6 protein-coding genes and 1 pseudogene are annotated in these 6,479 nt (G+C 67.9%); 3 read left to right on the top strand and 4 right to left on the bottom strand.

Annotation, left to right across the window (positions count from 1 at the left end; translation table 11 throughout):
- Together AX744_RS13625 and AX744_RS13620 are read right to left on the bottom strand one after the other, a co-directional pair.
- Nucleotides 1-918 (bottom strand): annotated as a pseudogene (locus AX744_RS13625) (hypothetical protein); the annotation flags it as partial.
- A gap of 104 nt (nucleotides 919-1,022) precedes the next feature.
- Nucleotides 1,023-2,039, bottom strand: a complete 1,017-nt coding sequence (locus AX744_RS13620; RefSeq protein ID WP_061017469.1) for a hypothetical protein — start codon at nucleotides 2,037-2,039, stop codon at nucleotides 1,023-1,025.
- A gap of 557 nt (nucleotides 2,040-2,596) precedes the next feature.
- Here AX744_RS13620 and dnaB point away from each other — a divergent pair.
- From dnaB to AX744_RS13605, 3 genes are all read left to right on the top strand, one after another.
- Nucleotides 2,597-3,970 carry a replicative DNA helicase gene (gene dnaB / locus AX744_RS13615; RefSeq protein WP_082066285.1) on the top strand — a complete coding sequence of 458 codons (1,374 nt, stop codon included), beginning with the start codon at nucleotides 2,597-2,599 and terminating at the stop codon, nucleotides 3,968-3,970.
- Nucleotides 3,971-4,064: 94 nt separating this feature from the next.
- On the top strand, nucleotides 4,065-4,523 hold the full coding sequence (locus tag AX744_RS13610; RefSeq protein WP_061017467.1) for a VanZ family protein: 459 nt from the start codon (nucleotides 4,065-4,067) through the stop codon (nucleotides 4,521-4,523).
- Nucleotides 4,524-4,705: 182 nt separating this feature from the next.
- A complete protein-coding gene (locus tag AX744_RS13605; RefSeq protein WP_046748534.1) occupies nucleotides 4,706-5,005 on the top strand; it encodes a DUF1330 domain-containing protein in 300 nt (99 codons plus the stop codon).
- Between the two features lie 62 nt (nucleotides 5,006-5,067).
- Here the strand turns inward: AX744_RS13605 and AX744_RS13600 are convergent, their stop codons facing one another.
- Nucleotides 5,068-6,189, bottom strand: coding sequence for a hypothetical protein (locus AX744_RS13600; protein WP_058631943.1), 1,122 nt, complete (start codon nucleotides 6,187-6,189; stop codon nucleotides 5,068-5,070).
- A partial coding sequence (locus AX744_RS13595) for an RNA polymerase sigma factor (RefSeq protein WP_157543614.1) occupies nucleotides 6,176-6,479 on the bottom strand: 304 nt, incomplete at its 5' end. The genes AX744_RS13595 and AX744_RS13600, both read right to left, overlap by 14 nt.

The following is a 6,479-nucleotide window of genomic DNA, read 5'->3' as shown; positions in this document are numbered from 1 at the left end:
CCCGCCGGTTCCGGTGCGGGTGACGGTGGCGTCATCGAGGACGGAGATCGCGTTGCCGGTCACGCCGATCGGGGCGGTGACGGGTGCGGTGATCTGGGTGCCGCCGAGGACGCTGTCGGTTCCGGTGGTGGTGTTGCCTCCGGTCGCGGGAGCGGGGGATGCGGTCGCAGCCGCTCCGCTGCCCGTGGACGAGGTGTCGCCGAGCAGGGAGATCGCGTTGCCCGACACCGTGACGGGTGCCGTGACGGGCGCGATGACCTGTGTGCCACTGCCGACGCCGTCCTCACCGGACGTCGTCGATCCGGTCGGGGTGGAGGGCGCCGGTGCTGCGGCTCCCTGCCCGGTCGGAGCCGTGCTCTCGGTGTCGCCGAGAACCGACACGGCATTGCCCGTCACGGTGATCGGCGCGTTGACCGCGAGCAGTGCCTGGGTGCCCGAGAGCACTCCGTCCACGCCGTTCGTGGTCACGAGAGGCGCCCCGGCCGATGTGTCGGTCTGGGGAGCCGAGCTCTGGGGAGTCCCGGCCGGGGCGCTGGTCGTCGACGTGTCGGTCACGCTCACGGCGTTGTTCGACACGGTCACGGGAAGGTTGACGGTGACGGCGGCCTGAGTACCGGACGCCGTCCCCGACTCGCCGCTCGTCTCGGCAGGTGCCGGAGCGGGTGCGGGTGCAGGTGCCGGAGCGGGTGCAGGCGCCGGCGCAGGGGCTGGCGGGCTCGACACGACGGCGTCGCTCACCACGGAGATGGCGTTGTTCACGACGGAGACCGGGGCGGTGATCGCCGTCTCCGCCTGGGTTCCGGAGAGCAGTCCGTCGTCTCCGGTCGTTTCGGCCGCGTTCGCGACCGTCGCGCCGAAGAGCGTGATGCCCCCGGCGATGAGCGTGCCCCAGAGGGCCCGCTTCAAGGAAGTACGCATGATGGTTCTCCTGACTGGGTGGATCGTCTGATGGGTGCACGCGATCGGAGTGCGCGTGCAGCACGGCATCTGTCGTTCCTCGGAAGGAACGACGTGACGATCCGTCAGTCAGGAGAGACGTCGGTGTCGGCGACCGGCGAGGAGGGTACCTCGTCGTCGGAAGCGCCGGAGGTCCGCTCGCCAGCACGGAGCGGAGAAGCGTTCGCGTCGCTGAGACGCGCGGGGGACGTGCCGCTTCCGCCGCCGGAACCGGCAGAGGAAGACGCGGGAACCGCGGTGCCGAGCGGGCCTCCGGGCGGAGACCCCGCGGGCACAGGAGTGGTGTGGTCGAGGGCAGCGGTGGTGCTCTCGATCGCTGAGCGCAGGGTCGATGGAGGTGCCACGGGGGCGGACCCCGAGGTCGGTGTCCCTGATGGTGTCGCTGCGGCAGGCTGCGTCGCGAGGACGGCGGCCGCCACGACCGCGGGTTCGGCGATGACGCCGGAGACCTCTCCTGGTTCCTGGATCGGTTCCTGGGTCGTCGGAGGATTCGTCGGGTCGATGGCTTCCAGTACGGGAGGGACGATCTCGTTCGTCACGTTCCCGAGGAGGGCCGTGGTGTCGTCGACGACATCGACCACGTCGCCGACCGCCGAGATCAGGCCGAGGTCGGAGGCGAGTCCGCCGACGACGGGGATGCCGGACACGGCCTCGAGAACCGGGTCGGTGATCTGCGAGACCGGCGCTCCGGTGAGGGTATCGGTGACCGGGGCGACGACGGTGGCCGCCGTCTCGGTCACGGCGTTCACGACGGGTGCCACTGTCGGCCCGACGACCGGTGCACTCGTGACCGGCTGCGTGACGGCGGCGACCACGGCGGGGGCGGCCTGCTGCACGGGGGCGACCACCTGAGTGACCACGGGAGCGACCACCTGCGTGACCACCGGAGCCACGGGGGTCGTGACGGTGGACACCGTCTCGCTGACCAGTGTGGTGAGTCCGTCGAGGGGGCCGTCTTCCTGTTCGTCCGCGTGCGCGGACCCGCCCGCGAAGAGCACGGCGAGCGTCGTCAACGCGAGCACGCCGATGCCACCCCAGAAGACGCCGGCAGATATGCCGCGTCGGGTGGCTCGAGCGTCCACGTCAACCTCCCCCTCAGAAGGCCAAGCACGTGTGCCTCCCCCTCAGAAGGCAACGCCTGTCGACGCAGGTGCGTCGATTGCGGGTGACGATACTCGCGCGCAGGCGATCTGTCTAGGGGGTTATCCGCGGGTTTCTGCGGATGTCAGCGCGTGACGCGCCCGAGGAAATCCCGGCTTGACTTTCCCCAGGTTCTACACATCCCGAACGCGCAGAGGGCAACCTTCAACGCCCGATTTAAACTGATTTTCATCCACAGCCTGGGGAATCGATAAAAGCCTGTTCAAACCTGATAAAAAAGTTTGGATACGCGCTCCTCCACGGGGTTATCCACACCCGTTGTGCACAGACACTCCAGGCTTGTTCGCACGCTCTCCACAGAGTTATCCACAGGCCGTCTTGCATGGGGAAACAGTCGCTCGTAGCGTGGGCGAGCGACCGAATGTCGGAAGCCTCTGTTCTGCTGTTCAGGACGGTGTGAGCGCCGAGACCCGAGGGGCCCGCCCCCGGACGTCGCACCACGACATCGCATCGGAAACGTCGCATCGAAGGGAAGACTGTGTCGATCGCCGACATCTCAGAGGAGCGCATGGGCGCGAAGCGCGCGCCGGAGCGCACGCCTCCCCACGATCTCCTCGCCGAGCAGAGCGCCCTGGGCGGAATGCTCCTGTCGAAGGACGCGGTCGCGGATGTCATCGAGACCCTCAAGGGCGCCGACTTCTACATCCCGAAGCACGAGCTGATCTTCGAAGCGATCCTGTCGCTGTATTCGCACGGCGAGCCCACCGACGTCGTCGCCGTCACCGATGAGCTCATCAAGACCGGCGAGCTCGGTCGCGCCGGCGGCGCCGACTACCTGCACACGCTGACGTCGATCGTCCCCACGGCCGCGAACGCCGGCTACTACGCCGGTATCGTCTCGGAGCGCGCCATCCTGCGCCGCCTCGTCGACGCCGGCACCCGCATCGTGCAGCTCGGCTACGCCGGTGAGGGCGATGCGACCGACATCGTCAACAACGCGCAGGCCGAGATCTACTCGATCACCGGATCCGAGACAGCCGAAGACTACGTGCCGCTGCAGATTGCCGTCGATGCCGCGCTCGAAGAGATCGAGGCTGCCAGCGGTCGCGACGGGTCGATGACCGGGGTGCCGACCGGCTTCAAGGAGCTCGACGAGCTCACCAACGGCCTGCACGGTGGTCAGATGATCGTCGTCGCCGCTCGACCCGCCATGGGTAAGTCCACGCTCGCGCTCGACTTCGCGCGCGCGGCGTCCATCGGTCACAACCTCCCCTCCGTCTTCTTCTCTCTCGAGATGGGCAAGAGCGAGATCGCCATGCGTCTGCTCAGCGCCGAAGGTGCCATCCCCTTGCAGAACATGCGAAAGGGAAACCTCGACCCGCGCGACTGGACCACGGTCGCCGCGACGCGAGGGCGCATCAACGACGCTCCGCTGTACATCGACGACAGCCCCAACATGACGCTCGTCGAGATCCGCGCGAAGTGCCGTCGCCTCAAGCAGCGCGAGGGCCTGCGCATGGTCATCATCGACTATCTGCAGCTCATGACCTCGGGCAAGCGCGTCGAGTCGCGTCAGCAGGAGGTCTCGGAGTTCTCGCGAAGCCTCAAGCTCATCGCCAAGGAGCTGCAGGTTCCGGTCATCGCCCTGTCGCAACTGAACCGTGGTCCGGAGCAGCGCACGGACAAGAAGCCCGCCATCAGCGACCTGCGAGAGTCCGGCTCGATCGAGCAGGACGCCGACATGGTCATCCTGCTGCACCGCGACTCGGTCTACGACAAGGACGTGCGTCCCGGTGAGGCCGACCTGATCGTCGCCAAGCACCGTAACGGTCCGACCGCGACGATCACGGTCGCGTTCCAGGGTCACTACTCGCGCTTCGCCGACATGGCTCCCGGCGGCGACTTCAACTGACCCGGGGATTCCGGCGCTGATCGCGTTCCACCTCTGAAGGTTGCCGACCGAAACGCATACGCTCACGCAACATCGGATGCGGTGGGGTGGACGTATGAACCCCTCTGCTCGCCCTCGCGCATCCTCCGGTCCCCGGCTGCTCGTCGCGGGTCTCGCTGCGCTGGCGGTCGTCGCCGTCACACTGACACCGCGCCGATTCGCGGGTCCTGCCCGCGCGCTCTTCATGGACTTCGCCCACGTCTTCGTCGCGCCGCTGGTCGAACCGATGAGCTATCTCCAGCTGGAGAGCATTCTCAATGCTCTGCTCTTCGTGCCGCTCGGAGCCGCAGTGGCGCTCGCGCTCAGCAGGCGCCTCTGGATACTCGCGCCCGTGCTGGTGTTCGGTACGTCGTTCGCGATCGAACACGTACAGGCCTCGATACCCGGTCGCGTTCCCGACGTGCAGGACATCGTCTGGAACACGGTGGGCGGCGTCGTGGGAGCAGTCGTGGTGGGGATCGTCCGAACAGTTCTCCGGCCGATCCGCCGATCTCGCGCTGGCGACGGAGAGTAGTCGTTGATGCTGCTCCGGTAGCGGTCAGCCCGGTCCTGGCCCGCACGAACACCGAGTCGGCGCCGAGCCCGCGTTCGAGCAGAATCGGCAGGATCGAGTCGATCGTCGGCGGTTCTCGGCCTGGTCGGACATACGCCGGTCGCTCAGGATGGATTCTCCGAGATCGACGGGAGAGCATCGCGGTGACTGTCTATTGGGTGAACACGTTCACGAGCATTCGAGATCACGAGACGCTTGCGCGGTACGTCGAGCGCGCAGGTCCCGCGATGCGGGCCGGGGGCGGAAGGTTCCTCGCGCGGGGTGCGCCTCTCGCAGTGCTGGAAGGCGAGTCGGCGTTGCGCACGACGATCATCGAGTTCCCGGATCTCGAGGCTGCGGTGGCGGCGTACCATTCCGAGGCCTATCAGGAGGCGCTGCGCATCCTCGGTGATGCCGCGACGAGGGAGATCCGGGTGATCGCGGCGGTGCCGGCGGCGGACTGAGCCCGGCGACAGTGCGCCTCCGCACCCGAGAGGATGCGGAGGCGCACTGCGGAGTGCCGGGCTCAGCCCACCGGTTCCGTCGTGAAGGTCACCGCGAAATCCGGAATCTCCTTCGGGAGGAAGGATGCGGAGCCGACCTCGACGGGAGTGGTGTCTTCGATGGACACGTTCCCGGGACCGGGGGGAACCCGGAGCAGGAACTTCTCGATCCGGAGGATGGAGCCGGTCGGGGGATTGACCGTCAGGCGGAAGCGGGCGTCGTCGGTCTCATACACCAGGATCTTGTCGGCGGAGGCGTCGTTCTCAACGGCCATCCCGTCTGCCAGGGCGAGTGCCTCCAGGAACGTCGCGCGATACTCCGGGGAGGCGGAGAGGATGGGCACTGAATGTCCGAGTTCGTTGAGCATATGCTCCGCGGCGGGGATGTCGAGCCGTTCCTCGATGCTCGCGTACAGTCCGTTCGACTCCGGTTCGCCGTCCATGGGCATCCTCGCCGCTTCTGCTTTGGCAGCGATCAGTTGATCCTCCATGCCGGTCGTCCATGCGGCGAGGAAGGCCGCGGGGTCCGACGGGAAGTCGGTGGTCGACACCGGGAGTTCCCCGATGGGAGGGGCGTCGACGTCGACATCGCGCACCGTGAGGGGCTCCGCGCCGATGGGGAAGGATGACCCGTAGTACGAAGTCCAGGCGCGGTGGACGGCCGTGGCGTCGCCGTAGGTCTCGGTGGCGTGCAACTCGGTGTGCGACGTCTGCGACGAGCTTCCGTCCGCCGCATGGAGATACGTCACAGCCGATTCGGTGACGACGGCACCCGTGGCATCCGTCCTGAAGCTGCCGAACGGAGGGGACTGCTCATTCCGACCACCGACGAGGCGCAGGTGTCTGGTCGCCATGGTCACCTGGACCGGCTGCGCGGCAGCCGATCGGATGGAGGCCGCGGTCTCGTTGAGATAGGTCGATGCCGAGGCGGCCGGCGGTTGGCCGACGACTCCCGGCGGGATGAGTACGGAGGCGGCGACGGCGACCGCGGCGACCGCCGTGCCCGCGAGGGAGATCCCGATGATCCGTCCGAGTGGGCGGCGACGTCGCGACTGCGCGATCGCCTGGTGGAGGGCGCGGCGAGGTGCCTGCGGCGATGTGGGGTAGGTGGGCTTCATCTCCCGCACCGTGTCAAGGATGTCCATGGATGGTCTCTTTCTCGGCAAGTCGGATGTGGGTGGTCGCCGCGCGCGGCCGGTGGGGTGGAGCCGGCGACGGCGGGGGAGGAGCGGCGAGCTTCGCCCTGATGCGGCTGAGGCGTGAACGCACGGTACCGACCGGGATCGCGAGCGCGGCGGCGATCTGCTCGTATGTGAGATCGCCCCAGGCGTGCAGGAAGAGCACCTCGCGGTCACGGGCCGTCAGCGCGGCGATGCGGGGGTAGAGGCGCTCGATCTCGCCTGCTGCATCGAGCTGCGAGGAGGAGCGGTCGTGA

Source organism: Microbacterium sp. CCH5-D1 (assembly GCF_001557335.1).
GTDB lineage: Bacteria > Actinomycetota > Actinomycetes > Actinomycetales > Microbacteriaceae > Microbacterium > Microbacterium oxydans.
Note: the sequence above shows the minus strand (reverse complement) of the source record. Positions and strands in the feature narration are given on the sequence as shown.

Coding starts and splice junctions, on each gene's coding strand:
- AX744_RS13600 (WP_058631943.1), bottom strand. CDS start 6,189: ATGGACATCCTTGACACGGTGCGGGAGATGAAGCCCACCTACCCCACA.
- AX744_RS13610 (WP_061017467.1), top strand. CDS start 4,065: ATGAACCCCTCTGCTCGCCCTCGCGCATCCTCCGGTCCCCGGCTGCTC.